The following is a 1,677-nucleotide window of genomic DNA, read 5'->3' as shown; positions in this document are numbered from 1 at the left end:
GCCAGTTACGCAAGAAGGGGATAACTATTAGGAAAACTGCTGATGTTATTATTGCCTCCTTTTGTATTGAAAATAATCTTCCGCTCCTTTTTTCAGATAAAGATTTTATTCCTTTTGTGAAGCACTTAAAGCTAATTTCAGCTTCTCCTACCACTTGATTTCTTGAGGTTTTCAACTCTAATGCTTTACCCGAGAAAAGTAGTTTGGTTGATATATACTCCTATTCTGCTCTTGCTCGAAGGTTAGCTCTAAAACAAAATTTGTTTCAACATAGATATTCACGCCGCCGCCTCATGCCGAAATTTTCCTCCGACTAAAGCAGCATACAACCCTGAATCAATCAACCAACGCTGAGAATCATCGAGAGCTTCAGGCGGCTTTTCAGAATGAATAATCTCTCCCAACCAGGAAGCAACAATTAGTTCAAGACTTTGCCTACTAATTTGGTCAGTCGTTACCCCTGCTCGTTGAAAATAAGGCTGAAGAATGGGACTGGCATCAATCAGATAACTAGGTTCACTCTGCTCCTGAAAAGCCCCAACATTACTCCATAAGTAAAATCTGTCAGGAAAGACCAGCAAAAAATAGGGAGCCTTGGCAAAAGTACCGTGTGCCAGAATATTGCGTCGGAGTTTTGCCGCCCATTCTGGGGATACGTTGGTTTTGCACTTGACCTCAACCACAAGAGCGAGTTGACCATTGCGGTTATTAACTGCTAAATCCCAGCCAGAAGCCATACAATGAACTGATGAAACGTTTTCCATAGGTAATTCAGTTGCTTGTAATCGTCCAATCTTCTGCTCTTAAACCGGCAATTTGCCCAAAATCTGAGAGATTTCTCGTCAGCAGGATAGCCTGATTAACCATTGAGATAGCAGCAATCTTCAAATCCATCGAACCCAAACGAGGGTAAGTTACCCGAAGTTCTTGAAAAACTTGACCTGCCTTTTCATCAAAGCCGACAATGGGAATCGTGCGATAATTAGCGAGGTGCTTTTCTAGCCTTCGATAGGCAACAACTTGGGTTTCAATCGAACTGGTCTTGGCTATGTAACTGATCCATCCCCGCATTTGTTCTTCGTAGGTGATAATTGTGGTGGCAACTTCGCTGCTTGTAATAGCAGCCAGTTTTTTCAGCAATTGTTGTGCCAGTTGACCCCCGCGATCGAGAATACTAATATGATCGGTGTCAAGGAGATACATTTCAGGGTTCGGATGCTTCCTCGGCTAAAGGTTTTAGAGACTGGCGGTACTCTTGACCAAACTGCATTGCCTCTTCGTAAACCGGATCGTCAGCAAAAGTGCCGACAATTTTTTCCCACCAGGGAGTTTCGCTGACAGTAGGTAGCAAACGCTTAAGCAGTGCTACTTCAGCTTCTAAAGCTGCTAGTCTTATCTCTAGATCAGTGGTTAACATGGTTGACATATCCTCCTATTCTGCTCTTGCTCAAAGGTTAGCTCTAAAACAAAATTTGTTTCAACGCCAGAAGCCATAAGTTGACATCCTCACCGCCGTGAACGGACGGTGATTCCCAAACCTCACGATTTAGGTTTCTGTTTCTTTCCCGAAGGATTTTTCGCACCTGCCTTAACAGATTTACTCTGTTCTGGTCTTATGGTCGCTCTACAGACTGACACCGCAAGCCCTGCGGCCAAAATATTTTTACTGGCGTTAAT

General features: G+C 43.4%; 3 protein-coding genes and 1 pseudogene. All 4 read right to left on the bottom strand.

Features of this window, described 5'->3' with window-relative positions:
• Positions 1–278: 278 nt before the first annotated feature.
• Positions 279–764: a hypothetical protein gene (locus PX636_RS04240; protein WP_288116311.1), complete on the bottom strand. Its 486-nt coding sequence runs from the start codon at positions 762–764 to the stop codon at positions 279–281.
• A 7-nt stretch (positions 765–771) separates the two neighbouring features.
• A complete protein-coding gene (locus PX636_RS04235; RefSeq protein WP_288116310.1) occupies positions 772–1,203 on the bottom strand; it encodes a type II toxin-antitoxin system VapC family toxin in 432 nt (143 codons plus the stop codon).
• Between the two features lies 1 nt (position 1,204).
• Positions 1,205–1,417 carry a hypothetical protein gene (locus tag PX636_RS04230; protein ID WP_002752164.1) on the bottom strand — a complete coding sequence of 71 codons (213 nt, stop codon included), beginning with the start codon at positions 1,415–1,417 and terminating at the stop codon, positions 1,205–1,207.
• Between the two features lie 122 nt (positions 1,418–1,539).
• A pseudogene (locus PX636_RS04225) lies at positions 1,540–1,677 on the bottom strand (RNA-guided endonuclease TnpB family protein); the annotation flags it as partial.

Source organism: Microcystis sp. M53598_WE2 (genome assembly GCF_030067735.1).
Taxonomy (GTDB): Bacteria; Cyanobacteriota; Cyanobacteriia; order Cyanobacteriales; family Microcystaceae; genus Microcystis; species Microcystis aeruginosa.
Note: the sequence above shows the minus strand (reverse complement) of the source record. Positions and strands in the feature narration are given on the sequence as shown.